This window comes from Streptomyces sp. NPDC104367, assembly GCF_055583825.1.
The window spans coordinates 44,799-71,196 of sequence record NZ_JBVJND010000012.1 but is presented as its reverse complement, the minus strand read 5'-3'; the positions used below and the strand labels follow the sequence as shown (position 1 = coordinate 71,196).

Below are 26,398 nucleotides of genomic sequence, written 5' to 3'. Positions count from 1 at the left end.
CTAGGGACCCGGGCCGCCCGCCGCACTGGGGCAATCCCCCGCATCCGTACGGGGGTCCGCCCTCAGGGCAGCAGCGAGACCAGCCCGCTGCCGGGGTCGAACCGCGCCGCCACCACCGACGCCCCCGCGAACGCGCCGTCCGCCCGGAGCACGTCCCGCACCCACAGGGTCTGCGCCCGCATGGTGTGCCCGGCCCAGTCGCCGGGCAGCGCCCGGGTGCGGCGGGCGGCCGGGGTGATCTCCTCGACGAGGAGTTCCAGGTGGCCCGGGACCGGGGCGCCGGTGGTCAGCCGGGCGAGCGCGGCGGCGACGGCACCGCAGCCCTCGTGGCCGAGCACCACGACCAGCGGCACCCGCAGCTCCTGCACGCCGTACTGGACGGCCCCGAGCACCGCCTCGTCCAGCACCAGCCCGGCCGTTCTCGTGCAGAGCAGGTCGCCGAAGCCCTGGTCGAGGACGAGTTCGGGGACGGCGGAGTCGACACAGCCGAGGACGACGGCGACCGGGCGCCGTCCGGCGGGCCGGGCGCGGCGCGGACGGCCGCCCGCGTACCGCCGGTTGCCCTGGAGCAGTTCGTCGAGGGCGGCGCTCGCCGAGGCCGGGGCGACGGCCGCCGAGGAGAAGGCGACGGCCGGCGCGCCGACGGCGGTGGCGGCCGGAAAGGCCCGGGGGGTGGAGGCCATGACGCTTCCTCAGATGCTGGTGCGTGCAGAATCCCATCACTCTAAGCGGCGGCACCGTCACGTTCCGTATCGGTTTAACCGCCCTTGGCCGGATCATCGCCCTCGCGATACCCGGCGGGGTCCGCCGAACCGGATCGCGAGACGCGCCTTGCCCGGCTGCATAACGTCATGCAGAGTTCTCGGTGGGTGAATAGTTCGTCCCGGGTCGAGGGGAGTGCGTGCGTGAGGTCGTCCCGTGTCCTGGACGCCGCCGGGGCGGCGCGTCGCGGCCCGGTGGTCCTCGACGGCGCCGGTATGGGCGTCGAGGACGTCGTGCGCCTCGCCGACGGCACCGCGCGGCCGGTCCCCGGGGCGCAGGGGATGCGGCGCGCGGAGGAGTCCTGGAACGCCGCCCGGCAGATCGCCGCGACCGGCCGCGTCTACGGCCGCTCCACCGGCGTCGGCGCCAACCGGAACGAGGACGTGCCCACCGAGGCCGCCGCCGGACACGGACTGCGGCTGCTGCGCAGCCACGCCGGCGCGATCGGCGACGAACTGCCCGCCCGGCAGGTCCGCGCGCTGCTCGCGGTGCGGGCCAACCAGCTGCTGGCGGGCGGCGCCGGGCTCAGGCCGAGCATCGTGACGGCCCTGTGCGAGGCGCTGGAGTCCGGCGCCCACCCGGTCGTCAACGAGTTCGGCTCGGTCGGCACCGGGGACATCGCGGCACTGGCCCAGGTCGGGCTCGCGCTGGCCGGCGAACACCCCTGGCGCGGCGCCGCCGCCCCCGCGGCACAGCCCCTCGACAACAACGACGCGCTCGCCCTGATCAGCAGCAACGCCCTCACCCTCGGCCAGTCGGCGCTCGCCCTGCACGAACTGCGCGGCCTGATCGAGGCCACCCAGGTGGTCGCGGCCCTGTCCCTGCTGGCCGTCGACGGCTCCCACGAGGCCTACGCGGCCCCCGTGCACGCGGCCCGCCCGCACCGGGGCAGCGTCGAGGTCGCCCGCCGGATGCGGCGGCTGACCGGCGCCGCCGACCGGCCCACCCCGCCGCTCGGCCGCATCCAGGACCCGTACGGCTTCCGCTGCCTGCCCCAGATCCACGGCCCGGCCCAGGACGCGGCCGACGCCCTGGAGGGGGTGCTGGCGATCGAGCTCAACGCGGCCGCCGAGAACCCCCTCATCTCCCCCGAGGACCTCGCCGCCTACCACCACGGCGGCTTCTACCAGGCGCAGCTCGCCCTCGCCCTGGACCACTTCAGGCTCGCCGTCACCCAGGTCGCACGGCTGTCCACGTCCCGTCTGTCCACCCTCAACGAGCCCGCCTACACCCGGCTGCGCCCCTTCCTCGCCGACCAGGAGCCCGCCTCCTCCGGCGTGATGATCCTGGAGTACGCCGCCGGCGCCGCCCTCGGTGATCTGCGCGCCTTCTCCGCGCCGGCCTCCCTCGGGCACGCTGTACTCTCCCGAGGCGTCGAGGAGCAGGCCAGTTTCGCCTCGCTCGCCGCCCGTCAAACGCTGCGCGCCTGCCGTGCGTACCGTCTGGTGGTCGGCTGCGAACTCGTCGCCGCCGTACGGGCGCTGCGCCAGCGCGACCTGCGTCCCGACCCCGGGCTCGGGGCGGGCCGGGCGCTGGAGCTCGCCGAGGCGGCGCTGGAGGCGGACCCGGCCGACCGGCCGCTCACGGACGACGTGACGACGGCGGCCGGGCTGCTCGACCGGTTCACGGACATCTGGAGGGGGAGCACGTCATGAACGTGACCGACAGCCCTGCGACTCGCTTGCAGGCGCTCTTCGAGGGGCACCGGCTCACGCCGACCCAGCGGCGCATCGCGCACAGCATGGTGCGGCGCGCCGCCGACGTGCCCTTCCTGTCCAGCGTGGAGCTGGCCGAACTGGCCGGCGTCAGCCAGCCCTCCGTGACCCGCTTCGCGGTCGCCCTCGGCTTCGACGGCTACCCGGCACTGCGCAAGCACCTGCGCGAGGTCGTGCCGCCCGAGCCGGCGGCCGGCTCCGGCACGTACAACGAGTACCAGCAGGCCGTCGAGGCCGAGATCGAGAACCTCCGCCATCTCGCCGAGGTGCTCGCCGACCCGCGTCCGGTTGCGCAGGCGGGGCGGCTGCTGGCCGCCTCCCGGCCGCTGCCGGTGCTCGGGCTGCGCGCCGCCGCCGCGCAGGCCTACGGCTTCGCCTACTTCGCCGCCAAGGTGCACCCGGACGTCCGGCTGCTCGACGAGGGCGGCACGATGATCCACGACCGGATCGACGCGGCGGTCCTCGCCGGCGCCTCCGCGCTGCTGTGCTTCGCGCTGCCCCGGCACCCGCGCGAGGTCGTGGACACCCTGGGCTACGCCAAGGAGGCCGGGCTGACCGTGGTGACCGTCGCCGACTCCGCGTTCGCGCCCGTGGCCAAGGTCTCCGACCTGCTGCTGCCCGCCGCCGTCGGCACCGGCCTCGCCTTCGACACCGCGTGCGCGCCGATGCTGCTCGGCCGGGTGCTGCTGGAGGCGATGTGCGACGACCTGCCGGACGCGCAGGCCCGCCTGGAGGAGTTCGACACCCGGGCGGCGGCCCGGGGTCTTTTCGTGGAGTGAGCCCCTCGCCGGCCCGGCTTTAAGACTCGTCTCACGTTCGCTCGTTAGCGTCCCCGCACACGGACCGGGACAAGAGCGGCGAGGAGGCTGCCGACATGGCGGGTGCGGTACGGCAGGGGCGCGGTGGACAGGGGCTGGCCCGGGTGGCCGTCGTCGTACGGGCCGGGGCCGCGCCCCTGTGGTGGGCCGGGGTGTTCGCGGCCGGGGTCGGCGTGCTGCCCCCGGGGATCACCGGCCGCCGGATCGGTGTGCTGGCCGGGGCCGCGCTGTTCCTCGTGGGCGCCGCCGTCGTGGCGCTCACCCGGCGCAAGCGGTACACCGCGCTGCTGCACGGCGCCTCCCGGGCCGGCAAGCACGACGTCCTCCAGGACCGGGCCGTGACCGTGCGCAACTGGCGCCGGGGACACCGCTGGTGGCTGCTGCTGGCCTTCGTCGTCGCGCTCGGCAGCTCCTTCGCGCTGCCCGCGGCCGGCGGCATGCTGCTCGCCGGCACCGGTACCGGGCTGCGTCTGAAGGCGGCCTGGCTGGGCCGCCGGGAGAAGGCCGCCGAGCAGCTGGTGTGGCTGCGCGTCGACTGGCTCGACGGGCGCGGCGGCGGACCTTCGGCCAAGACCGTCAGGGCGTACCGCGGCACCGGCATCGCGGCGGGCGACGCGGCCCCGGGCGGGTCCCGCCGCCGCACCGCGGCGCTGGTCTGACGGGTTCCTCAGACCTCCAGCTCCTCCTCGATCCGCTTCAGCTGGTGGCGGGCCATCGCCAGGTTGGCGCGGGCCTGGTCGAGCACCAGGTAGAGGAAGAGGCCGTTGCCGCCCCGGCCCTTGAGCAGCCGGATCAGGTGGTATTGGTTGGAGAGCGTGATCAGGATGTCCTCGATGTCGCCCTTGAGGCCGAGGTGCTCCATGGTGCGCATCTTGGCGCGGATCACGTCGGTGTTGCCGGCGGCGGCCACGTTCAGGTCGAACGACTTGCTGCCGCCCATCGTGCCCAGGGCCATCCCGCTGGTGTAGTCGACGAGCGCCACGCCGGTGGCGCCCTCGATCGAGGTCAGGCACTCTTTCAACGCGGTTTCGGTGTTGGCCATGACTTTCCGGTTCCTCTCAACTGTCGGTTGCGGTGCGCGCGTCGGGGGTGGTGCTGGTGCTGGTGCTGGTGCTGGTGCTGGTGCTGGTGCTGGTGCGTGGCGTGCGCGTGGTTCTGGTCCGTGCGGTGGTGGCGCGGGCGGGCCGCAGGGCCTTGGCGGCGGCCTCGGCGGCGTCGACCAGCTCCCCGATCCGGGCGGCGGCCCGGCGGCCCTCCAGGTGGAGCCGGCCGACGTTCACCCGGTCCTCGGCGAGCAGGGTGAGAACGGCGCTGCGGCCGGCTGCGTAGGTGGCGACGTAGCCGTCCTCGCCGCGCACCAGCAGCTCCTTCAGGTCGCCCTTGCCGGTGGCGTCGGAGAGCCGGACGGCGACGCCGAGTTCGGCGGCGGTGAGGGCGGCGAGTCCCTCCGGGTCGACGCCCGGTGTGTCGTGGGCGACGACCAGGCCGTCGACCCCGGCCGCGAGGGCGCCGGTGAGCTGGGGCATCCGGGAGCGCAGCCGGCGCAGTTCGTCGAGGACGGCCTCTCTGTCGGAGCTGCCTGGTTCTGAGGCCATCAGCTGTCTCCTCTCGGCGGGTCGATGCCGTTCAAAGGGCCTCCAGCGCATCCCTGAGCCTCTTCAGCAGCGCGATGTCGGGGTCGGTGACGGGGGGAAGTCGGGGTGGTGCGGCCGGTGTGCGCGCCGGGACGAGGAGGCCGGCCGCCGCCAGCCGCCGTACGTCCACCAGCGTGTGGAAGGCCTGGCGGCCCAGTTCGCGGGCGATCTCGGGGGCGGTGCGGACGCCGTCCACCCGGTCCAGGAGGGCCCGCTGACGGGCGGTGACGGGAGGCGGGTCGAGCGGGTCGGCGCGGATCAGCGGCGCGCCGTCGGACGACGGGTCGGGCCAGAGGCGGTGCAGCAGTTCGCGGCGGCGCAGCGTCTCGCGCTCCAGGGCGGCGACGGGGACGGAGTGCAGGGGAGCGGGGACGGCCGGGGTGTCGTAGCGGAAGCGGCCCGGGGTGCCGCTGGGGGCGAGCGCGAAGTACCCGGCGTCGTACAGCGCGCTCAGCCCGCACAGCTCCAGGGCGCCCTCCGGCAGCAGGCCGGCGGCGAGCAGCCGGTGGGCCGCGGCGGGTATGTCGTCGGTCCAGGGCCAGGCCGCGGCGTCCAGCGTGCCGTGGGTCGTGAGGAGCACGTCGAGGCCGGGGGCGAGCGGGCTCTCGGCGTGCACCACGCGCCCCTCGACCAGGTGCAGGCTGCCGTGCTCGCGGATCAGGACACCGGTGGCCCGCTCCTCGGCGAGGCGGATCAGCATCGGCGAGAGCGCGCCGGCCGCCCGGTCGGGTGCCGTGGCGCGGTCCCGGACCGGCAGCGGCGGAGGCATTCTGACCACGGTCATCCCAGTACCAGCCGCTCGGCCATCTCGCCGAGCCGGATCCGGGCGAGGGCGAGATTGCCGTCCTCGCGGGTCAGCCACAGGTGCAGGAACACGGTGGCGTCGAAGGACGTGACCACGAACCGCAGCAGGTGGTAGCTGTCCCGGTTGCTGACGATCAGGTCCTCCACCGGAGGGCTCAGATCGGTCTCGTCCTCGGTGCTGAACGCCCCGTGCTCGGCGGCCAGCCGGGCCAGTTCGGCGGCCTCCGCGGCGGTGGTCTCGTGGTCGCCGCCGGGCGCCTCCCCGACCGTGCCGAGGGCCAGCCCGCTCGTCCAGTCGACCAGCGCGGCGCCCCTTGCGCCGGGCAGTCGCATCGCTTCCAGTAGGCACTCATCGATTCCGGGCACCGTGGCTCCCCTCCCGCCGCCTGGGACTCCGGTTGAGTGACGCAGACACTACGCAACGTGTGCGGGAGGGGTGAGTCGTTTGGCATTTTCCAGTGGAACGTGCGCCCGGCAGGCTAGTGTTGGTCAACTGGGCTGCTTTTGGAACCAGTTGATCCTTGTGTCCGAGGTGTCTCAACGGCTCCCGGTTGCACGCGGGGTGGTGAGCGCGTCGGCGTGCGCCCCTCCGGATTCGGCCACGATCTCCGCGACGGTCTGCGGCTCGCGTACGACGGCGAACGCCACGCCTCCCGCGCCGTCCGGCATGAAGCCGTAAACCCCGGGCCGGGCAAGGGAGTTGTACGAGTAGTGGCTGCCGAAGTAGTAAGCGCCGGTGTCCAGCGCGGCCACCAGGTCGCCCTGCTCCAGCGGTGCCAGCGCGCGCCCCTCGGCGAGCAGGTCGCCGGAGAAGCAGGCCGGCCCCGCCACGTCCTGCACCACCGGGGCCCCCTCCTTCGGCCGCCCCTTGGTGTCGTACGCGGCGATCCGCACCGGCCACGCCTCGGGCACGTACACCGTCCGCGGCGCCACCTGGACGCCCGCGTGCGTCACCGCGATCCGCCGCCCGCCGGCGCTCTTGGCGTACTCCACCCGGGCCACCACCGTGCCGTGCCGGGCCAGCAGCGACCGCCCGAACTCCGTCACCAGCGCGTACCGCCCGTCGAACAGCCCCGGCACCGCCTCCGCGAGCAGCCGCGCGTACTGCGCGTACGTCGGCTCCGTCACCTCGGAGGCGAAGTTGACCGAGAGCCCGCCGCCGATGTCGAGGGTGTCGACCTGCCGCCGCCCCAGCCGCGCGTTCACCTCCTCGGCCAGCGCGTACGTCTCCGCCACGCCCCGTGCCAGCAGGGAGAGCGGGATGCCCTGCGACCCGATGTGCGTGTGCAGCCGGGTCAGCCACGGCCGCCGGGCGAACGCCTCGACGACCCACTCCCGCGCCCCCTCGTCCCGCAGTCCCACCCCGAACTTCGAGGTCGCGGTCGCGGTCGAGGTGGCCCCGATCGTGCCGCCCCCGATCTGCGGGTTCACCCGCAGGCCGAGCGGCGCGCGGACGGTGCCCGCCGCCTGCACGAGGGCGTCGATCCGGCCGAGTTCCTGCGGGTTGTCCGCGTTCACGGCGACACCCAGCGCCAGCGCCTCGCGCAGCTCCGCCGCCGTCTTGGCGGGCGCGTCGAACACCGTCCGCGCCGCCGGCACCCCGGCCGCCCGCGCCAGCGCCAGCTCGCCGGCGCTCGCCACCTCGGCGCCGATCCCCTCCCCGGCCAGCAGCCGCACCACCGGCACCAGCGGGTTCGCCTTCACCGCGAAGGCGTGCAGTATCTCCGCGCCCGGCGCCGCGACCGCCGCGAACGCCCGGCGCAGCGCCGCCGCCGAACCGCGGATGCCGGTCACGTCCAGCAGGCCCACGATCGGCGCGTCCGGCCCCAGCAGTCCCTGCTCCACCGCCGCCCGCACGGCGTCGTCCCGCCGCACGACCCGCTCGCCGTCGTCCCCGCACCCGTCCCTGGTCGCTTCGCTCTCGTCCACGACGTCCCCCGACATGTCGTCGCCCGCACCCTTAAGGCCCATAAGTCCAGCCAAACACCCGGAGCGCGGCCACGCTGGCGGACCGATGTATTGACTAGCTCTATTCAGAAGTCCAGGATGTGAATATCCGCAAGAACATCCGAGGAGGCAGACCATGTCAGGACCCCGCCCCGTACGAGCCCCGCGCGGTACGGAACTGAGTGCCCTGGGATGGCAGCAGGAGGCCGCTCTGCGGATGCTCCAGAACAACCTCGATCCGGAGGTCGCCGAGCATCCCGACAAGCTCGTCGTCTACGGCGGCACGGGCAAGGCCGCGCGTGACTGGCGTTCCTTCGACGCCATGGTCCGCACCCTGCGCACCCTCAGGCAGGACGAGACGATGCTGGTCCAGTCGGGCCGGCCGGTCGGTGTGATGCAGACCCACGAGTGGGCTCCGCGTGTGCTGATCGCCAACTCCAATCTCGTCGGTGACTGGGCCAACTGGGAGGAGTTCCGCCGTCTGGAGGCGCTCGGGCTGACCATGTACGGGCAGATGACCGCCGGTTCCTGGATCTACATCGGTACCCAGGGCATCCTCCAGGGCACCTACGAGACGTTCGCCGCCGTCGCCGCGAAGAAGTTCGGCGGCACGCTGGCCGGCACGATCACCCTCACCGCGGGCCTCGGCGGCATGGGCGGTGCCCAGCCGCTGGCGGTGACGATGAACGACGGCGTCGCGATCTGTGTCGACGTCGACCCGCGCGCCATCGAGCGCCGTATCGAGCACCGCTACCTCGACGTGAAGGCCGACAGCCTGGAGCACGCACTCCAGCTCGCCGTCGAGGCCCGCGACGCCCGCCGCCCGCTCTCCATCGGCCTGCTGGGCAACGCGGCGGAGCTGCTGCCCCGGATGCTCACCGAGGGCGCGCCCGTCGACATCGTGACGGACCAGACCTCGGCCCACGACCCGCTCGCCTATCTGCCGGTGGGCGTGCACTTCGACGACATGGCCGATGCCGCGGCCAAGGACCCGGCGGGTTTCACCGCCCGCGCCCGTGAGTCCATGGCGAAGCATGTCGAGGCGATGGTCGGCTTCATGGACGCCGGCGCGGAGGTCTTCGACTACGGCAACTCCATCCGCGGCGAGGCACAGCTCGCGGGCTACGAGCGGGCGTTCGCGTTCCCCGGTTTCGTTCCCGCCTACATCCGGCCGCTGTTCTGCGAGGGCAAGGGCCCGTTCCGCTGGGCCGCGCTGTCCGGTGAGGCCTCCGACATCCACAAGACGGACAAGGCGATCCTGGACCTCTTCCCGGAGAACGAGTCCCTGCACCGCTGGATCAGGATGGCCGGGGAGCGGGTCCACTTCCAGGGTCTGCCCGCGCGGATCTGCTGGCTCGGCTACGGCGAGCGGGACAAGGCCGGCGAGCGGTTCAACGACATGGTCGCGAGCGGTGAGCTGGCCGCCCCGCTGGCGATCGGCCGTGACCATCTGGACTGCGGCTCGGTGGCCTCCCCGTACCGGGAGACCGAGGCCATGCTCGACGGCTCCGACGCGATCGCCGACTGGCCGCTGCTCAACGCCATGGTCAACGTGGCCTCCGGCGCCTCCTGGGTCTCCGTCCACCACGGCGGCGGGGTCGGCATGGGCCGCTCCATCCACGCCGGGCAGGTGACGGTCGCCGACGGCACGAAGCTGGCCGGTGAGAAGATCCGCCGGGTCCTCACCAACGACCCCGGGACGGGCGTCATCCGGCACGTGGACGCCGGGTACGACATCGCGGAGTCGGTCGCGGACGAGCGGGGCGTGCGGGTACCGATGCGCGAGGGTGACGACGCGTGACCCCGCACGAAGGCGCACGCGGCGGCGACGCCCCGGCGGGGGCCGAGCCCTCGCCGCCGTCTGCCGCGTCCGCCGCGCCCGCCCGCCCCCGCTCCCGGCCTCGGCCGGGCGGGGGGACCCCCACCGCCCCGCGGGACGGCCGCCCGCAGCCCGCCGGCGGTTCCTCCTTCCAGGAGATGTGGCGCGAACTGGCGCCCATCGGCCGCCACTCCGGCTCCCACGGCTACCGGCGGTTCGCCTGGACCGGGGCCGACACCGAGTGCCGTACCTGGTTCAGGGAGCAGGCCGAGGCGCGCGGGCTGGCCTACGAGGTCGACCGGAACGGCAACCAGTGGGCCTGGCTGGGCGACCCCGCCGCCGGGGACGCCGTCGTCACCGGGTCGCACCTGGACTCCGTGCCGGACGGCGGGGCCTTCGACGGCCCCCTCGGCGTGGTGTCCTCCTTCGCCGCGCTCGACGAACTCCGCGGCCGGGGAACCGCGTTCGCGAGGCCGTTGGCCATCGTCAACTTCGGGGACGAGGAGGGCGCCCGGTTCGGGCTCGCCTGCGTCGGCTCGCGGCTCGCCGCCGGGCAGCTCACCGTCGAGCAGGCGCACCGGCTCACCGACGCGGACGGCATCACGCTCCCGCGGGCCATGGAGGCCGCCGGCCACGACCCCGACGCCCTCGGCGCCGACCCCGAGCGGCTCGCCCGCATCGGCGCCTTCGTCGAACTCCACGTCGAGCAGGGCCGGGCGCTGGACCTGTCCGGCGACCCGGTCGGCATCGCCAGCGCCATCTGGCCGCACGGACGCTGGCGGTTCGACTTCCGCGGCGAGGCCAACCACGCCGGCACCACCCGGCTGGCCGACCGGCGCGACCCCATGCTGTCGTACGCCGAGACCGTGCTCGCCGCCCGCCGCGAGGCCGGACTCGCCGGCGCCGTCGCCACCTTCGGCAAGATCGCCGTCGAGCCGAACGGCGTCAACGCCATCCCCTCCCTGGTCCGCGGCTGGCTCGACTCCCGCGCCGCCGACCAGGCCACCCTGGACACCGTCGTCGACGGCATCGAGAAGGCGGCCCGGGAGTACGCCGGGGCGCACGGCATCGACCTCGACGTGGTCCGCGAGTCCTTCACGCCGGTCGTCGAGTTCGACCACGCCCTGCGCGACGAACTCGGCCGCATCCTCGGCAGGGACACCGGCCTGACCGTGCCCGTCCTGGGCACCGGCGCCGGACACGACGCCGGGATCCTCTCCGCGAGCGTCCCGACCGCCATGCTGTTCGTGCGCAACCCCACCGGCGTCTCGCACTCCCCGGCCGAGTCCGCGGCCGAGGACGACTGCGTGGCCGGGGTGGAGGCGCTCGCCGACGTACTGGAAGGGCTGGTCCGCGGGTGACGACAGGGACGACGTACTGGCTGGAGCACGCCTGGCTGGACACGCATGTCGAGCCGGGCGTCGCCGTGGAGACGGCCGACGGGCGGATCACGGCGGTGCGCACCGAGGTGCCCGCGCCGCCGCCCGGCGCCGAGATCCTGCGCGGCCTGACCCTCCCCGGGCTCGCGAACGCCCACTCGCACGCCTTCCACCGCGCGCTGCGCGGCACCGCCCAGGTCGGCTCCGGCACCTTCTGGACCTGGCGCGAGCTGATGTACTCCTTCGCCGACCGGCTGACCCCGGACACCTACCACGCACTCGCCCGCGCGGTGTACGCCGAGATGGCGCTCGCCGGCATCAGCTGCGTGGGCGAGTTCCACTACGTGCACCACGCCCCCGGCGGCACCCCCTACGCCGACCCCAACGCCATGGGCGAGGCCCTGATCGCGGCCGCCGCCGACGCCGGGATCCGCATCACCCTCCTCGACACCGCCTATCTCTCCTCGGGCTTCGGCGCGCCGCCCGACACGCACCAGCTGCGCTTCTCCGACGGCACCGCGCAGGCCTGGGCCGAACGCTGTTCAGTTCTCAAGGAACGGGACCACGCGCGGATCGGCGCGGCCGTCCACTCCGTACGGGCCGTGCCCGCGGACCAGCTGGCGACCGTGGCCGGCTGGGCCGAGGAGCGGCGGGCCCCGCTGCACGTCCACCTGTCCGAGCAGACCGCGGAGAACGACGCCTGCCTCGCCGCCCACGGCCGCACCCCCACCCGTCTGCTCGCCGACCACGGCGTCCTCGGCCCGCGCACCACCGGCGTCCACAGCACCCATCTCACCGACGGGGACATCGAGCTGATCGGCCGCAGCGGGACCGGCACCTGCATGTGTCCGACGACCGAGCGCGACCTGGCCGACGGCATCGGACCGGCCGTCGCCCTCCAGCGCGCGGGCTCCCCGCTCTCCCTCGGCTCCGACAGCCACGCCGTCGTCGACCTGTTCGAAGAGGCCCGCGCGATGGAGCTGAACGAGCGGCTGCGCACCCGCACCCGGGGCCACTGGACGGCCGCCGCCCTGCTACGCGCCGCCTGCGCCGACGGCCACGCCGCCCTCGGCTGGGACGACGCCGGCACCATCGGGACCGGCGCCTTCGCGGACCTGACGACGATCGCGCTCGACTCGGTCAGAACGGCCGGGCCGGTGCCCCGCCTGGGCGCCGAGACAGCCGTATTCGCCGCGACGGCGGCCGACGTACGGCACACGGTCGTCGCGGGCCGTCACGTCGTACGCGACGGCGCGCACACCCTCGTGCCCGACGCGGCGCACGACCTCGCGCGGGCCGTCGAAGCCCTGCGCGCCTGACGACCAGCCCCCACCAGCACCCCGACGAGGCCACCATGAGCAGCAGTACCGTCATCACCGACATCGCCACGCTGGTCACCAACGATCCCTCCCTCGGTGACGGGTCTCCCCTCGGTCTGGTCCGGGACGCGGCGGTCGTCATCGACGGTGACCGGGTCGTGTGGACCGGTGAGTCCAGGAAAGCACCCGCCACTGACAACCGGGTCGACGCGGGCGGCCGGGCGGTGCTGCCGGGCTTCGTGGACTCCCACTCCCACCTGCTCTTCGCGGGTGACCGCACCCAGGAGTTCAACGCCCGTATGTCCGGCCGCTCCTACACGGCCGGCGGCATCCGCACGACGGTCGCGGCGACCCGGGCGGCCACCGACGGGGAACTGGAGCACAACCTCACCCGTTACCTCACCGAGGCGCTCCGCCAGGGCACGACCACCTTCGAGACCAAGTCGGGCTACGGCCTGACGGTCGCCGACGAGGCCCGCGCCCTGCGCATCGCCGCCGCCCACACCGACGAGGTCACCTACCTCGGCGCCCACGTCGTCGCCCCGGAGTACGCCGGTGACCCGGCCGCCTACGTCAGCCTGGTCACCGGCGAGATGCTCGACGCCTGCGCGCCGTACGCCCGCTGGGTCGACGTGTTCTGCGAGCAGGGCGCCTTCGACGGCGACCAGGCCCGCGCGATCCTCACGGCGGGCAGGGCCCGGGGCCTCGTCCCGCGCGTCCACGCCAACCAGCTCTCCCACGGCCCCGGCGTCCGGCTGGCCGTCGAACTCGACGCGGCCAGCGCCGACCACTGCACGCACCTGACCGACGCGGACGTCGACGCGCTGGCGAGCGGGAACACGGTCGCCACGCTCCTGCCGGGCGCCGAGTTCTCCACCCGCGCCGCCTGGCCCGACGCCCGCCGGCTCCTGGACGCCGGGGTCACCGTCGCCCTCTCCACCGACTGCAACCCGGGCTCCTCCTTCACGTCCTCGGTGCCGTTCTGCGTCGCCCTGGCCGTCCGGGACATGGGCATGACCCCGGACGAGGCGCTCTGGTCGGCCACGGCGGGCGGCGCGGCGGCCCTGCGGCGCGACGACATCGGCCGTCTCACCCCGGGCGCCCGGGCCGACCTGCTCCTCCTGGACGCCCCCAGCCATGTCCACCTGGCCTACCGCCCGGGAGTCCCCCTGGTCGCCGGGGTGTGGCGACACGGCGAACGCATCGTCTGACGGCGGACCCGGCCGCGCGCTACTCCTCCAGGGTCAGCGCCCTGCGCAGGTGCACCAGGGTCCGGGACAGCAGACGGGACACGTGCATCTGGGAGATCCCCAGTTCGTCGCCGATCTCCGACTGGGTCATGCCCGCGACGAAGCGGAGGGAGAGGATCCGGCGGTCCCTGGCCGGCAGTTCCGCGATCAGCGGCTTCAGGGACTCGACGTACTCGATGCCCTCCAGACCGTGGTCCTCGTAGCCGATGCGGTCCGCCAGGGCGCCCTCGGAGTCCTCCTCCTCCGGCTGCGCGTCCAGGGAGGACGCGGTGTAGGCGTTGGAGGCCGCCATGCCCTCGACCACCTCGTCGTCGGAGAGGCCGAGGCGCTCGGCGAGTTCCGCGACCGTGGGCGCGCGGTCCAGCTGCTGGGCCAGCTCGTCGCCCGCCTTGGCGAGGTCCAGCCGGAGCTCCTGGAGGCGGCGCGGGACGCGGACCGACCACGACGTGTCGCGGAAGAAGCGCTTGATCTCGCCGATGATCGTCGGCATCGCGAAGGTGGGGAACTCGACACCGCGGGACAGCTCGAAGCGGTCGATCGCCTTGATCAGGCCGATCGTGCCCACCTGGATGATGTCCTCCATCGGCTCGCTGCGGGAGCGGAAGCGGGAGGCGGCGAACTTGACCAGGGCGAGGTTCAGCTCGACGAGCGTGTTGCGCACGTACGCGTACTCGTGGGTGCCTTCCTCCAGCGACTCCAGCCGCTCGAAGAGGGTCTTGGACAGGGCGCGTGCGTCGACCGCGTCGACCTGGTCGTACGGGGGGATCTCGGGGAGGTCGAGTCCGGCGAGCGGTCCCTCGATGGCGTCCAGTGGTTCCGGTGGGGGTGTCGACGTCGTCGTCAGGGTATGAGAGGCGTCGAGCCGGGGTGACATGGTGTCCTCCATCGTTCTCGGCAATAAGGCTGCCGAAGCCGTGCGTGCACTGCGGTGTGCGGCGCCTCCAAAGCCGGCCGTGTCGGTTTGCGTGTCCCTACTAGCCCTACCGGCTCGACAGAGTCCATCGCAAGTCCGTTCTATTAGCATGTGTCCGTTTCTGGGCGGTTGTTCGGGTGTCGGAGTGCGTGCAGAAGGCGTAATGTTCGAGGGCGTCGCCAAGGCGTTCGGCGGACATCGGCGGGCATCGCGGGACCTGGTCCGGGCGGTGCCGAAAAGCGGTCACGACCTCGGGAGAGAGACGGCAATGGACCACGGGACGGTCGGCAGCGCACAGTCGGGCCGGCTGCTGGTGGAGGTGCGGGAAGAGGGCTCCAGCGCCGTCGTGACTCCCGCGGGTGAGCTCGATCACCACACCGCGGATCTGCTGCGCGAGCCGTTCGACGATCTCCTCGACAAAGGCTTCTCGCGCCTCGTCGTGGACTGCTCGCGCCTGGAGTTCTGCGACTCGACCGGACTGAACGTGCTGCTCGGCGCCCGCCTGCGGGCCGAGGCGGCCGGCGGCGGGGTACACCTCGCCGGGATGCAGCCGGTCGTCGCCAGGGTTTTCGAGATCACCGGGGCCGAGGCGGTCTTCACCGTCCACGACTCCCTCGACGCGGCGCTGGCCGGCGAGGCCGGCGACGAGGGCTGAGCCGATCGGCCCGACGTCCGGAACCGGGGGGTGTTCCTGCGCATCGGTCGGGCAGGAGAGATTCTGGATCTGGCGGCGCCCGGCCCGGCCACTTCTGAGTGGGTCGTGCCGACGGCGCCGTACGAAACTGCGGCAACGCGACATGTTGACTCGTGAACCGCTGAAACGGTGAGGTGAAGCGCTGATGAGCACCACCCGGCCTTACCCGCCGGGCGACCGCGGCCCGGAGCCCAGCGGCGCTTCCGGGACGTCCGAGGGGGCGGTGTCCGGCACGCCGTCCGCCTCGCCGGGGGGTCGTCAGGTACGCAGGCTGCGTCTCGACGGCGAGAGCGGGGTCGTGCCGCTCGCCCGCGACTTCGCGCGCCAGGCGCTCTACGCGTGGGGGTGGCTGCCGGCGGCGTCCGCGGACCGCCGGGCCGCCGCCGAGGACGTGCTGCTCGTCGTGTCCGAGCTGGTCACCAACGCGTGCCTGCACGCAGAGGGCCCCGACGAACTCTTCCTGGCCTGCGACAACAAGGTGATCCGGGTGGAGGTGTCCGACCGGGGGGCCGGACAGCCGGCCCCCCGCACCCCGCACCGGGCGGGTCGGCCCGGCGGCCACGGGATGTTCATCGTGCAGCGGCTGTGCCTGGACTGGGGCGTCCTGCGCACACCGGGGGCGGCCGGCAAGACGGTCTGGGCGGAACTCGGGGCGCCCGCGTAACCGACGGGCGGTCACGGGCGGCCGGCGCGGGGGCGCTTTCGGACGGAACTATCCCCACACTTCCGCCACGCCCTTTCTCTTCCCTCCTCATGGCCCCCGGCGTACCTTGACGGCCCAATCTGATGTGCCGTCAGGAACGAGGTGGACCGTCGTGTCGTACCCCAAACGAACCGCCGCGCTCGCGTCCGCCGCAGCGCTGGCCGGATCGGCGGTGCTGCTCGCCGCCCCGGCGGCGCACGCCACCGTCGTCGACGTGAACTACGCCTGCAAGACGCCGATCGGCAACAAGAGCGCCGTCTCCCCGATCGACATCAAGGGGGTCAAGAGCGGCAGCGGCTACAAGATCACGATGTCCTGGCAGAAGGGCGTCTCCTCCAGCCCCGTCGAGCTCGGCAAGGGCGCGATGAAACCGAGCGCCACCATCAAGCTGGGCGGCGCCGACAGCGGGACCATGAACGTGTCGGGCGCCGCCAACCAGGCCGCGATCCCCGCCAACACCCCCATCAAGATCAACGACCTGAGCGGCACCTACACGCCGCAGAAGTCCGGCAAGGTGACCTTCACGCCGGCCACGCTCACCATCAAGGCGCTCGGCACGACGACCACCTGCAACCCCACCAACAGCCCCGGCCCCGCCCTGACGCTGGACGTGACGGCGTCGGGCAGCGGCTCGTCGGGCTCAAGCTCCTCGTCGTCCGGCGGCACCAGCACCGACTCCGGGGCGACCCTCCCGAAGACCGGCCCCGAGGACTCCTTCGTCGCGCTCGGCACCCTCGGCGGCACCGTGCTGCTCGCGGGCGCGGCCGGCACCCTCTGGCTGACCCGGCGGAACCAGACCGCACGCCGCTGACCTACGGGTCCGACCGCTGGAGCCGCCCATGCCGTCCGCCCAGTCCACCGCACGTGTCCTCGGCGCCACCGCCCTGACCCTGCTCGCCGCCGCCCCGCGCGCGGCGGCGGCCGAGGGCTGGTCCCTCGCGCCGCTGGGCGGCGGCCGCCCGTCCTTCTACGCCGAGGGCGCCCCGGGCGCGGTCCTCCAGGACACCGTGTCGGTGGCCAACCCCGGCGGGCACCCGGTGACGGTACGGCTGTCCGGCACCGGTCTCCCCGTCGCCTTCGCCCGGCGGAGCGTCCGCGTCCCCGCCCGCACCCGCGCCGACGTCCCCTTCACGGTGACCGTCCCGACCGGCGCCGCACCGGGCGACCGCACCGGCACGCTGGTCGCGAAGGGCGCCGACGGCCGCACCGCCACCGTCCGCGTCCGGCTGCGCGTGGACGGCCCGGCCCTGTCCGCGCTGACCGTCGAACATGTCGCCGTCCACGGCGACCGCATCACGTACGAGCTGGTCAACCGCGGTACGACCGTCCTGGTGCCGCGGCTCTCGGTGCACGCGGACGGAGTCTTCGGCCGGGTCCTGCTGGACCGCGCCCCGCGCACCCTCCCGGTCCGCCTCGCCCCCGGCACCCGCACCGGGCTGAGCGAGCCGTGGCCCGGCCGGCCCGCCCTGGACGCGGTCGACGTGCGCCTCACGGCGACGGCGGCGGGCGGCGCCCGGGACACGGCCGCCGCGCGGGCCCGGTTCGTACCCCGGGGAGTCGCGGCGGGAACCGCGGGCGCGCTGGCGGCGGGGGCCGCCGTGACGGTCGTACGGCTGCGGAAGCGGCGTGGCGGGGAGCCGGCCGGAGTCCCGGCCGGGGACAGGGACCCAGAGCTGACGGGAGCGGCGGGGTGAGGGTGCGTGCGGTCCTGATACTGGCGGCGGTGTTCGCGCTGCTCCTGCCGCCCGCGGCGGCGACGGCGGCCGGCGGGCCGGCCGTCACGGTCTCCGAGGCCCAGGCCGGCGTCGGCGGCTCGGTCACCGTCAGCGGCACCGGCTGGCGGCCGCACACCCTGCTGATGATGCTGGTCTGCGGCCGGGCCAGCCCGTCCCGGGGCGTGATCGGCGGCACCAACTCCTGCGCCAATGGCGACGGACGGGCCGTCACCACCGACGCGAACGGCCACTTCAGCAAGCGGCTCCCGGTCGCCGAACCGCCGGTGCCCTGCCCCTGCGTGGTGCACGTGGCCACCGTCACCGGCGCCACGGCCGACGCGGACGTCGTCCTCACGGTGGCCGGGCACCCGGTCGAGCCGCTGCCCGCCGAGGCCACCGGCGGCCGGCTGTCGATGCTCACCGACACCCGCCTGGACGGCTCCTCGGGCCTGCTGACCTGGTTCGGCGCGCCCCCGTCCCGCACCCTCGTCTTCACCATCGGCAACGCGGGCTCCTCCACGCTCAAGGACCCGGTCTTCCAGGTCGGCACCTCGCACGGCGTGTTCGCCCCCCAGTGGGACGAGCAGCAGTGGCGCGGCACCCTCGCCCCCGGGAAGAAGGCCCAGGTCAAGCTGCCCGTGGAACTCTCCGCCGGCGCGCACGGCGACTACACCGTCTCGCTGCGGTACGGCGGCAAGGTCCTCGCCGAGCAGCCCTGGGGCGTCGGCCGCCCCTGGGGCGTGACCCTCTTCTGGATCCTGCTCTGCGTGGTCGTACCGGCCGCCGTCTTCCGCATCGGCATGGCCGTGGTGGACCGGGTACGGCCGCCCCGCGCGGGCGGCGTCCGGCACCGCGGGATCCACCGGCCCTCCCGTCCGACCCTCCGGCTGCCGCTCCTGCGCACACCGGAGCCGGCCCCTCCGACGGCCTCGACCCTGCCGTGGTTCACCCCGGACAACGATCCGGGCGCCGCGGCCGGCCGGCTCTCCGCACCGCACGACGACAGTTCGACGAGTCCTACGACTCCCACCACGAAGGGACCCACGTGAGCATGCGAAGGAGAGTGACACCGGTCAGAGCGGGTGCGGCGGCGGCCGCGCTGGTCCTCGGCGGGGCGGGCGTCCTGCTGGGCGCGGCCGCCGGTACCGCGCAGGCGGCCCAGGTGTCGTTCGCGACCCACTGCGTACCGCCCGCCGGGGTCGCCGACCCCGTCGACGGGACCACGAAGGTCGAGATCACCGCGCCCGCCACGGCCAAGGTCGGCGACACGGTCGACATCACCTGGAAGTTCGTCCAGGCCGCGTCCAAGAACCCGGACATCATCGACCTGCCGGCCGACTCGGTGCAGCCGTCCGGCACGCTCAAGGCGGCCGGCGCGCAGAGCGCCGACATCGCCATGCAGGGGCCGCGCGAGAACCCGGCGATCCCCAAGGGCGGCGACATGGTGCTGGCCGACATGACGGGCACGCTGAAACTGACCACGGCCGGCGAGGTGACGCTCACGCCGGACCAGTACACGGTCAACGCGTACGGCACCAACACCGTGTGCACGCCGTCCGGGACGGTTCCGCAGGCGGCGACGATCGAGGTCAGCGGCGCCGACTCCAGCGGCTCGGCGACCCCGACGGACAGCGCGTCGGCGTCGGACTCGGCGTCCCCGTCGGACTCGGCGAGCCCGTCCGACTCGGCGTCGGAGTCGGCCTCCGCGTCGGCCTCGGCCTCCGCCTCCGACGGCACCGGCTCCGACCAGACCGACTTCACGGGCAAGGAGGTCGAGATCCCCTACGCCTGCAAGACGCCCATCGGCGACAAGAGCGCGACCTCGCCGGTGCAGATCAACGCCAAGAAGGACGGCGGCAGTTTCGACCTCACCGTGCAGTTCAACGGGTCGGTCATGGACAGCCCCGCGGACATCCCGGCGGACTCGGTGAAGCCGTCGATGGAGGTGGTCCTGGGCGGCGCCGACACGGGCACGGTCCATGTGGAGGGCCCCACCAACTCCGCCGCGATCAAGTCCGGCGACCCGATCGAGATCCCCGACCTGACCGGCACCTACAAGCCGGGGGCGAGCGGTACGTCGACGCTGTCCCCGGGCGTCCTGACGGTCGAGGCGCTGGGCACGACGACCACGTGCACGCCGACGAAGACCGAGGTCTCCCTGACCCTGGACACGACGGAGCAGGCGAGCGGCGCGTCGGGCAGCACCACGTCGGGAAGCAGCAGCAGTAGCAGCAGCGGCGGCCTGGCCGAGACGGGCGACAGCAGCAACGGCGCCCTGAAGGCGCTCGGCCTGGTGGCCGGAACGGCCATCCTGCTGGGCGGCGCGGTCTTCACGTTCATGCCCCGGCAGAGGACGAGGTGACCTCCCCGCTTCCAGGGGCGCCGGGAACCGCGCGCGCGACCCCCACCGACCGCTAGCCGAAACACGACGAGGGCCACCCCGTCCGAAGGATGCGGTGGCCCTCCGTCAGAAGACGGTCAGTGGACGTCGCCCATGAGCTCACGGACCTTCTTGCGGTACATCCACACGGCCGCGCCGGCGAGCACCGCCAGCACCGCCTGGAACGCCACGATCCCCGTCCGGTTCAGGTCGACGCCCGCGATGGACAGCAGACCGGTGGTCGCGTCGCCCGCGGTGACCGCGAGGAACCACACGCCCATCATCTGGGACGCGTACTTGGCCGGGGCCATCTTGGTCGTGACCGACAGACCCACCGGGGACAGCATCAGCTCACCCACGGTCTGCACGAAGTAGATGCCGACCAGCCACATCGCCGCGGCCTTGTGACCGCCGTCCGCGATCGACAGCGGCGCGAGGAACAGGAAGAACGACGCGCCGATCAGCACCAGACCGCCGGCGAACTTCACCGCCGTGCTCGGCTCCTTGCCCCGGCGGGCCATCGCCAGCCACGCCCAGGCGAAGACCGGCGCCAGCGCCATGATCATGACCGGGTTGACGGACTGGTACCAGGAGACCGGGAAGTTCCAGCCGAAGATCGTGTTCTTCGCGGAGGCGTCGGCGAACAGGGAGACCGTCGAGCCGCCCTGGTCGTAGATCATCCAGAAGACGGCGGCGGCCACGAAGAACCAGATGTAGGCGCTCATCTTGGACTGCTCGGCGCGGTCCAGGTCCTTGTCCCGCTTGATGCGGGCGATGACGACGACCGGGATCAGCAGACCGGCGACCGTGATCGGGACCAGCAGCCAGTTCAGTGTGTAGACGCCGGAGACCCCGACCACGAGGTAGAAGACCGCGGCGACGGCGGCCCAGAGGCCGGCCTTCGTCAGCGTCGCCTTCTTCTCGGCGGCGGACAGCGGCGTGGGGACGATGTCCGAGCGCGAGCTCAGGTGGCGCGTGCCGAGCAGGAACTGGGCGAGACCCAGCGCCATGCCGACCGCGGCCAGCGCGAAGCCGAGGTGCCAGTTGTAGTTCTCGCCGACCGTGCCGATGACCAGCGGCGCGACGAAGGCACCCAGGTTGATGCCGATGTAGAAGAGCGTGAAGCCACCGTCCCGGCGCGGGTCGTCCGGGCCGTCGTACAGGTGACCGACCATCGTGGAGATGTTGGCCTTCAGCAGGCCGGAGCCTATGGCGACCAGGCCGAGGCCGGCGAAGAACGTACCGGAGCCGGGCAGCGCCAGCGTCAGGTGGCCGAGCATGATGACCGCGCCCGCGACGGCGACCGTCCTGCGGGGACCGAGGACACGGTCGGCGAACCAGCCGCCGGGCAGGGCGAGCAGGTACACGAGCGACAGGTACACCGAGTAGATCGCCGTCGCCGAGGCCGCGCTCATGTGCAGGCCGCCGGGGGCGACCAGGTACAGCGGGAGCAGGGCCTTCATGCCGTAGTAGGAGAAGCGCTCCCACATCTCGGTCATGAAGAGGGTGGCCAGTCCGCGGGGGTGGCCGAAGAAGGTCTTCTCGGAACCGGGGGTGCCCGGTCGGACCGAGTCCTTCGTCAGGCTGGACGCCATGGTCGTTCCTTGCTGGTCGGAGCGCGCGGTGGGGCTTGGCGCGCCCGTGGGGGGATCGGCCGGCACCGGCGGGTCGGCTCGTCCGCCCCACGCCCACGGGGAGTCCGCTCCGGGTCGCGGAGCGGTGGACGGCGACCACCGGGATCCACGCCCCGTGACGCTGTGTCGCGTCCGGAGCCCGGCCAGAGGTCATTCCTTTCGAGGCCGGCGAGGGCCGGCCCGCACACAAAAGAGACCTTCAGTGTCAAGATGCCCACCAAAGGTCCCCGGGTGCACTACAGGCGTTCACATCACTGTACGTCAGGACAGTGCCGGATATGGAAGGACTTGAGACAGGGATCACAGGTGTCACCGGAACCCGGCACCCGGTTTCGAAGGTCCCCGCCACGGTCCCACCCGGCGCCCACGGGTTCGTACCACTGTGCCCCAAGGTAAGAATCCCTACCGCCGATCACACTCCTGCACTGCGCGTGAGCGGACTACCATCACCTCATGACCCGTGTACTGCTCGCCGAGGACGACGCGTCCATCTCGGAGCCGCTGGCCCGCGCACTGCGCCGGGAAGGCTACGAGGTCGAGGTGCGCGAGGACGGACCCACCGCGCTCGACGCCGGAATGCAGGGCGGCGTCGATCTGGTCGTGCTCGATCTCGGACTGCCCGGCATGGACGGTCTGGAGGTGGCCCGCCGGCTGCGTGCCGAGGGCCATGCCGTGCCGATCCTCATCCTGACCGCGCGCGCCGACGAGGTGGACACCGTCGTCGGTCTGGACGCAGGCGCCGACGACTACGTCACCAAGCCGTTCCGGCTCGCCGAACTGCTCGCCCGGGTACGGGCGCTGCTGCGGCGCGGCGCCGCGGAGCCGGCGCAGCCGCCGGCCACGCACGGGGTGCGGATCGACGTCGAGTCGCACCGGGCCTGGATGGGCGACGAGGAACTCCAGCTCACGGCGAAGGAGTTCGACCTGCTGCGGGTGCTGGTGCGGGACGCCGGCCGGGTGGTGACCCGGGACCAGCTGATGCGGGAGGTCTGGGACACGACCTGGTGGTCGTCGACCAAGACCCTCGACATGCACATCTCGTGGCTGCGCAAGAAGCTCGGCGACGACGCGGCGAATCCCCGGTACATCGCTACCGTGCGTGGTGTCGGGTTCCGGTTCGAGAAGAGCTGAGTGCGATTCGCCGTGGGTGGTACCGCTGAGAGCGCGACCGGCCGTTGTGCGTGGCCGGCCGCGCAGTTCCCCGCGACTCTGAAGGGGCGCTGAAGTGCGGCGTCGGCTCATTCAGTCCACTCTGGCCGTCGTTCTCGTCGTCATCGCCGTGTTCGGTGTCTCGCTCGTGATCGTCGAGAGCCGGACCATCAGCAACAGCGCCCAGGAACGCGTCGACTCCGAGGCCCTCAGGCTCGCGAGCATCGTCGACAGCCGGATCCTCGGGGACGAGGACATCACCGCCGGGATACTGCGCAGCCAGGTCGGCAAGGAGCAGTACGCCGTCATCCGGATCCCGGGCAAGGCGCCGATCGAGCTCGGGGTGAAGCCCGAGGGCGACGTCATCCACTACACGGCCGACGGCGAGGAGGGCGAGACGGTCACCGTCCAGGAGCCGCGCTCCACGGTGACCCGGGAGGTCGGCCGTACGCTGCTGATCATCGGGGCCGTCGCGCTGCTCGCGGTGATCGCCGCCGTCCTGCTGGCCATCCGGCAGGCCAACCGGCTCGCCTCCCCGCTGACCGACCTCGCGGAGACCGCCGAGCGGCTCGGGTCCGGCGACCCGCGCCCCCGGCACAAGCGGTACGGCGTCCCTGAGCTGGACCGGGTCGCCGATGTGCTGGACTCCTCCGCCGAGCGGATCGGGCGGATGCTGACCGCCGAACGGCGGCTGGCCGCCGACGCCTCCCACCAGCTGCGCACGCCGCTGACCGCGCTGTCCATGCGCCTGGAGGAGATCACCCTCACGGATGACCCGGACATCGTGAAGGAGGAGGCGAACGTGGCGCTGACGCAGGTGGAGCGGTTGACGGACGTCGTCGAGCGGCTGCTGACGAACTCCCGCGACCCGCGCACCGGCTCCGCCGTCTCCTTCGACCTGGACGAGGTCATCCAGCAGCAGCTCGCCGAATGGCGGCCCGCCTACCGCAGCTCGGGGCGGGCGATCGTCAGCTCGGGCAAGCGCCATCTGCGGGCGGTGGGCACCCCGGGCGCGGTGGCGCAGGTGCTGGCCGCGCTGATCGAGAACTCGCTGATGCACGGGGGCGGCACGGTCGCCCTGCGGACCAGGGTGACCGGCAACCAGGCCGTCATCGAGGTGACCGACGAGGGCAGCGGGGTCCCGGCCGACCTCGGCAACCGGATCTTCGAGCGGACCATCAGCGGCCGCAACTCCACCGGGATCGGGCTGGCCGTCGCCCGCGACCTCGCCGAGGCCGACGGCGGCCGGCTGGAGCTGCTCCAGGCCCAGCCGCCGGTGTTCGGCCTCTTCCTGTCCCGGACCCCGCCCCAGCACAAGCAGGACGAGGACCGTCCCACGGTCCGCTAGCCCGGCGCGGCCCGCGGACCCGCCGGGCTAGCGGACCCGCTGCCGGGGCTTCTCGGTGTCGGCGGCCCGCTCCAGGATGGCCTCGGCGCCCGCGACCGCCTCACGGGCGGGCAGCGCCTTGAAGACCCAGGTGCGGTACGACCAGAAGCGGAACAGCGTCGCCACGCCGATCCCGACGAACTTGAAGACGTTGCTCTGCAGCGGGCTGTCCCAGCCGAAGCCGTAGGTCGCCAGGTACAGCAGGCCGTTCTCGATCACCAGGCCGACCGCGCTGAACAGCAGGAACAGGGTCAGTTCCTTGGTCCGGCCGCCCTTGTCCCGGTCCCGGTACGTCCAGTAGCGGAAACCGAGGTAGTTGAAGACGATGGCGACGACCGTCGCTATGACGCTCGCCCGCACGACCGGCAGCTCGGTGACGTGCCGGACCAGGTTGAAGACACCGAGATTGACGAGAATCCCGGCACCGCCGACGGCGCCGAACTTGGCGGCCTCGCGTACGAGCCGTTGCAGCCCCGAGGAACCACGTTCCATGGTTGTGCGGGCTCCCGTCCGTAGGTATGGGCGACCCAGCCATGCTAACGACCCGGGATGTCCCCTGCCTGTGGATGACGACACAGGTCGGGAAAGGCTTGGAAAGAACACCGGAAAAGCGGGGCAAGAGACGGCGAACCGGAAGACGGGACTCCTTGCCGCGGGCTCGGAAACCGGCCACCTCCGCGTGGCCGATACCCTGGGGGTGTGACGTTCCCGGTAGTCGGCATGGTCGGCGGGGGTCAGCTCGCGCGTATGACGCACGAGGCGGGCATCCCGCTGGGCATCAGGTTCAAGCTCCTCAGTGACACTCCTCAGGATTCCGCGGCCCAGGTGGTGAGCGATGTCGTCGTCGGCGACTACCGCGACCTGGACACGCTGCGTGAGTTCGCGCGCGGCTGCGACGTGATCACCTTCGATCACGAGCATGTCCCCACCGAGCATCTGCGGGCCCTGGAGGCGGACGGCATCCCCGTCCGCCCCGGCCCCGACGCGCTGGTGCACGCCCAGGACAAGGGCGTGATGCGGGCGAAGCTCACCGCGATCGGCGTGCCGTGCCCACGGCACCGGATCGTGGCCGACCCGGAGGACGTGGTCCGGTTCGCGGCCGAGGGCGACGGCTTCCCCGTCGTCCTGAAGACCGTGCGCGGCGGCTACGACGGCAAGGGCGTGTGGGTGGTCGAGACCGCCGAGGAGGCCGCCGACCCCTTCCGGGCCGGTGTGCCGGTCCTCGCGGAGGAGAAGGTCGACTACGTCCGCGAGCTCGCCGCCAACGTCGTGCGCTCCCCGCACGGCCAGGCCGTCGCCTACCCGGTGGTCGAGTCCCGGCAGGTGAACGGCGTCTGCGACACCGTCCTTGCGCCCGCCCCCGACCTCGACGAGGAGCTCGCCCTCCAGGCCGAGGAGATGGCCCTGCGGATCGCCAAGGAACTGGGCGTCGTCGGCCACCTGGCCGTCGAGCTGTTCCAGACCCGCGACGGCCGCATCCTCGTCAACGAGCTGGCGATGCGCCCGCACAACTCCGGGCACTGGACCCAGGACGGCGCGATCACCTCGCAGTTCGCCAACCACGTCCGGGCGGTCCTCGACCTGCCCCTCGGCGACCCGCGCCCGCGCGCCCGGTGGACGGTCATGGTCAACGTCCTGGGCGGCGACTACCCCGACATGTACTCCGCGTACCTGCACTGCATGGCCCGCGACCCCAAGCTGAAGATCCACATGTACGGCAAGGACGTGAAGCCCGGCCGCAAGGTCGGCCACGTCAACACCTACGGCGACGACCTGGACGACGTTCTCGAGCGCGCACGTCACGCTGCCGGCTACCTGAGAGGCACGATCACCGAATGAGCCCCGTTGTTGGCATCGTCATGGGTTCGGACTCCGACTGGTCCGTCATGGAGGCCGCCGCCCAGGCCCTCGACGAGTTCGAGATCGCCTACGAGGTCGACGTCGTCTCCGCGCACCGCATGCCGCGCGAGATGGTGGCGTACGGCGAGCAGGCCGCCGAGCGCGGCCTGAAGGTGATCATCGCGGGTGCCGGGGGAGCGGCCCACCTCCCGGGCATGCTCGCCTCCGTGACACCGCTCCCGGTCATCGGCGTACCCGTCCCGCTCAAGTACCTCGACGGCATGGACTCCCTGCTCTCGATCGTGCAGATGCCGGCCGGTGTCCCGGTCGCCACGGTCTCGGTCGCCGGCGCCCGCAACGCCGGTCTGCTGGCCGCCCGCATCCTCGCCGCGCACGACGAGGAACTCCTCCAGCGGATGCGCGACTTCCAGCAGGACCTGAACGACCAGGCGACCGAGAAGGGCAAGCGCCTGCGGTCCAAGGTCGAGGGCTCGAACGGCTTCGGCTTCGGCAAGTAGGACACCGGGAAGCAATACG

Annotated in this window: 26 protein-coding genes; 17 read left to right on the top strand and 9 right to left on the bottom strand. The window is 73.0% G+C overall.

What is annotated here, in order from left to right; genetic code table 11:
* Positions 1-62 precede the first annotated feature (62 nt).
* Entirely contained in the window at positions 63-683 is a 621-nt protein-coding gene (locus ACZ619_RS19540; protein ID WP_469600212.1) for a carbonic anhydrase, read from the bottom strand.
* 294 nt (positions 684-977) lie between these two features.
* Between ACZ619_RS19540 and ACZ619_RS19535 the strand changes: the two genes are divergently transcribed.
* From ACZ619_RS19535 to ACZ619_RS19525, 3 genes are all read left to right on the top strand, one after another.
* Positions 978-2,417 carry an aromatic amino acid ammonia-lyase gene (locus tag ACZ619_RS19535; protein WP_469600614.1) on the top strand — a complete coding sequence of 480 codons (1,440 nt, stop codon included), beginning with the start codon at positions 978-980 and terminating at the stop codon, positions 2,415-2,417.
* Complete coding sequence (locus ACZ619_RS19530; RefSeq protein ID WP_469600210.1) at positions 2,414-3,256, top strand: MurR/RpiR family transcriptional regulator; 843 nt, start codon at positions 2,414-2,416, stop codon at positions 3,254-3,256. The genes ACZ619_RS19535 and ACZ619_RS19530 overlap by 4 nt, the downstream gene beginning before the upstream one ends.
* Positions 3,257-3,351: 95 nt before the next feature.
* Complete coding sequence (locus ACZ619_RS19525) at positions 3,352-3,954, top strand: hypothetical protein (RefSeq protein WP_469600208.1); 603 nt, start codon at positions 3,352-3,354, stop codon at positions 3,952-3,954.
* An 8-nt stretch (positions 3,955-3,962) separates the two neighbouring features.
* Here ACZ619_RS19525 and ACZ619_RS19520 read toward each other — a convergent pair whose 3' ends face one another.
* The 5 genes from ACZ619_RS19520 to ACZ619_RS19500 form a co-directional block, all read right to left on the bottom strand.
* Positions 3,963-4,337 carry a roadblock/LC7 domain-containing protein gene (locus tag ACZ619_RS19520; RefSeq protein ID WP_469600206.1) on the bottom strand — a complete coding sequence of 125 codons (375 nt, stop codon included), beginning with the start codon at positions 4,335-4,337 and terminating at the stop codon, positions 3,963-3,965.
* A 16-nt stretch (positions 4,338-4,353) separates the two neighbouring features.
* The gene (locus ACZ619_RS19515) at positions 4,354-4,890 is read right to left on the bottom strand and encodes a roadblock/LC7 domain-containing protein (RefSeq protein WP_469600204.1); all 537 of its coding nucleotides are present in this window, start codon (positions 4,888-4,890) and stop codon (positions 4,354-4,356) included.
* 31 nt (positions 4,891-4,921) lie between these two features.
* A complete protein-coding gene (locus tag ACZ619_RS19510) occupies positions 4,922-5,713 on the bottom strand; it encodes a transcriptional regulator (protein WP_469600202.1) in 792 nt (263 codons plus the stop codon).
* Positions 5,710-6,099, bottom strand: coding sequence for a hypothetical protein (locus ACZ619_RS19505; protein ID WP_469600201.1), 390 nt, complete (start codon positions 6,097-6,099; stop codon positions 5,710-5,712). Before ACZ619_RS19505 ends, ACZ619_RS19510 begins: the two co-directional genes overlap by 4 nt.
* 171 nt (positions 6,100-6,270) lie before the next feature.
* Positions 6,271-7,677 carry a type III PLP-dependent enzyme domain-containing protein gene (locus ACZ619_RS19500; protein WP_469600199.1) on the bottom strand — a complete coding sequence of 469 codons (1,407 nt, stop codon included), beginning with the start codon at positions 7,675-7,677 and terminating at the stop codon, positions 6,271-6,273.
* A 139-nt stretch (positions 7,678-7,816) separates the two neighbouring features.
* Here ACZ619_RS19500 and hutU point away from each other — a divergent pair, with 139 nt between their 5' ends.
* The 4 genes from hutU to hutI all read left to right on the top strand — a co-directional run bounded on the left by hutU (position 7,817) and on the right by hutI (position 13,408).
* Positions 7,817-9,481, top strand: a complete 1,665-nt coding sequence (hutU, locus tag ACZ619_RS19495) for a urocanate hydratase (protein ID WP_469600197.1) — start codon at positions 7,817-7,819, stop codon at positions 9,479-9,481.
* A 176-nt stretch (positions 9,482-9,657) separates the two neighbouring features.
* Positions 9,658-10,860: an allantoate amidohydrolase gene (locus tag ACZ619_RS19490; protein WP_469600611.1), complete on the top strand. Its 1,203-nt coding sequence runs from the start codon at positions 9,658-9,660 to the stop codon at positions 10,858-10,860.
* A complete protein-coding gene (locus tag ACZ619_RS19485; RefSeq protein ID WP_469600195.1) occupies positions 10,857-12,197 on the top strand; it encodes a formimidoylglutamate deiminase in 1,341 nt (446 codons plus the stop codon). The genes ACZ619_RS19490 and ACZ619_RS19485 overlap by 4 nt, the downstream gene beginning before the upstream one ends.
* A 35-nt stretch (positions 12,198-12,232) precedes the next feature.
* Complete coding sequence (hutI, locus tag ACZ619_RS19480; RefSeq protein ID WP_469600193.1) at positions 12,233-13,408, top strand: imidazolonepropionase; 1,176 nt, start codon at positions 12,233-12,235, stop codon at positions 13,406-13,408.
* 19 nt (positions 13,409-13,427) lie between these two features.
* Here hutI and ACZ619_RS19475 read toward each other — a convergent pair whose 3' ends face one another.
* Positions 13,428-14,321, bottom strand: a complete 894-nt coding sequence (locus ACZ619_RS19475; protein ID WP_469600191.1) for an RNA polymerase sigma factor SigF — start codon at positions 14,319-14,321, stop codon at positions 13,428-13,430.
* Positions 14,322-14,628: 307 nt separating this feature from the next.
* Between ACZ619_RS19475 and ACZ619_RS19470 the strand changes: the two genes are divergently transcribed.
* The 6 genes from ACZ619_RS19470 to ACZ619_RS19445 all read left to right on the top strand — a co-directional run bounded on the left by ACZ619_RS19470 (position 14,629) and on the right by ACZ619_RS19445 (position 19,834).
* Complete coding sequence (locus ACZ619_RS19470) at positions 14,629-15,015, top strand: STAS domain-containing protein (RefSeq protein WP_469600189.1); 387 nt, start codon at positions 14,629-14,631, stop codon at positions 15,013-15,015.
* Positions 15,016-15,199: 184 nt separating this feature from the next.
* A complete protein-coding gene (locus ACZ619_RS19465; RefSeq protein ID WP_469600187.1) occupies positions 15,200-15,718 on the top strand; it encodes an ATP-binding protein in 519 nt (172 codons plus the stop codon).
* Between the two features lie 151 nt (positions 15,719-15,869).
* Positions 15,870-16,568 (top strand): LPXTG cell wall anchor domain-containing protein, encoded by a 699-nt coding sequence (locus ACZ619_RS19460; RefSeq protein ID WP_469600185.1) that lies wholly within the window; start codon positions 15,870-15,872, stop codon positions 16,566-16,568.
* 28 nt (positions 16,569-16,596) lie between these two features.
* Positions 16,597-17,451: a COG1470 family protein gene (locus tag ACZ619_RS19455; protein ID WP_469600183.1), complete on the top strand. Its 855-nt coding sequence runs from the start codon at positions 16,597-16,599 to the stop codon at positions 17,449-17,451.
* 2 nt (positions 17,452-17,453) lie between these two features.
* Positions 17,454-18,521, top strand: coding sequence for a hypothetical protein (locus ACZ619_RS19450; RefSeq protein ID WP_469600609.1), 1,068 nt, complete (start codon positions 17,454-17,456; stop codon positions 18,519-18,521).
* Positions 18,522-18,523: 2 nt separating this feature from the next.
* Positions 18,524-19,834 (top strand): hypothetical protein, encoded by a 1,311-nt coding sequence (locus tag ACZ619_RS19445; protein WP_469600181.1) that lies wholly within the window; start codon positions 18,524-18,526, stop codon positions 19,832-19,834.
* Between the two features lie 116 nt (positions 19,835-19,950).
* On the opposite strand, the gene ACZ619_RS19440 is transcribed toward ACZ619_RS19445, so the two are convergent.
* On the bottom strand, positions 19,951-21,447 hold the full coding sequence (locus tag ACZ619_RS19440; RefSeq protein ID WP_469600179.1) for an oligopeptide:H+ symporter: 1,497 nt from the start codon (positions 21,445-21,447) through the stop codon (positions 19,951-19,953).
* A 492-nt stretch (positions 21,448-21,939) separates the two neighbouring features.
* Here ACZ619_RS19440 and ACZ619_RS19435 point away from each other — a divergent pair, with 492 nt between their 5' ends.
* Entirely contained in the window at positions 21,940-22,617 is a 678-nt protein-coding gene (locus tag ACZ619_RS19435) for a response regulator transcription factor (protein ID WP_016436346.1), read from the top strand.
* A gap of 94 nt (positions 22,618-22,711) precedes the next feature.
* Positions 22,712-23,983 carry an ATP-binding protein gene (locus ACZ619_RS19430; protein WP_469600177.1) on the top strand — a complete coding sequence of 424 codons (1,272 nt, stop codon included), beginning with the start codon at positions 22,712-22,714 and terminating at the stop codon, positions 23,981-23,983.
* 27 nt (positions 23,984-24,010) lie between these two features.
* Here the strand turns inward: ACZ619_RS19430 and ACZ619_RS19425 are convergent, their stop codons facing one another.
* A complete protein-coding gene (locus tag ACZ619_RS19425; RefSeq protein ID WP_469600175.1) occupies positions 24,011-24,514 on the bottom strand; it encodes a GtrA family protein in 504 nt (167 codons plus the stop codon).
* Positions 24,515-24,721: 207 nt separating this feature from the next.
* Here ACZ619_RS19425 and ACZ619_RS19420 point away from each other — a divergent pair, with 207 nt between their 5' ends.
* Positions 24,722-25,861 (top strand): 5-(carboxyamino)imidazole ribonucleotide synthase, encoded by a 1,140-nt coding sequence (locus ACZ619_RS19420; protein ID WP_469600173.1) that lies wholly within the window; start codon positions 24,722-24,724, stop codon positions 25,859-25,861.
* Positions 25,862-25,881: 20 nt separating this feature from the next.
* A complete protein-coding gene (gene purE / locus ACZ619_RS19415) occupies positions 25,882-26,379 on the top strand; it encodes a 5-(carboxyamino)imidazole ribonucleotide mutase (protein ID WP_469600604.1) in 498 nt (165 codons plus the stop codon).
* Positions 26,380-26,398: the final 19 nt, after the last annotated feature.